Source organism: Microbacterium sp. KNMS, from assembly GCF_053851835.1.
This window is the reverse complement of sequence record NZ_JBSQBP010000104.1, coordinates 1-274: the sequence shown is the minus strand read 5'-3', so window position 1 is coordinate 274 and position 274 is coordinate 1. Positions and strand designations below refer to the sequence as shown.

At 44.9% G+C, this 274-nt stretch carries 1 protein-coding gene; it reads right to left on the bottom strand.

Features of this window, described 5'->3' with window-relative positions:
* Positions 1-37: 37 nt before the first annotated feature.
* A partial coding sequence (locus tag ACWXWW_RS18020; protein ID WP_455971381.1) for a hypothetical protein occupies positions 38-274 on the bottom strand: 237 nt, incomplete at its 5' end.

Genomic DNA, 274 nt, shown 5'->3' with positions numbered 1-274 from the left:
AATTCAGTTTCAAGCTCTCGGCCGTTTTCACGTGACATCATGGTATTGGCTCTCCAGTTGTCCCACCGCTATCTCCAGGATGTTTATGTTCTTTCAAACTAATTGAGCCAGCTTTAACATCAGCTTCTGTACTAAAAGTACCCGTTGAATGACTACTTCCTTGCACCAACTGGCTACCACCGACGGTATTATTTCCAGTCATGGCAGTACTTCCATTAATCTGAAGATTTCCATTGATGGTCGTGTCCCCGTTTACGGTTACACCACCATCAGC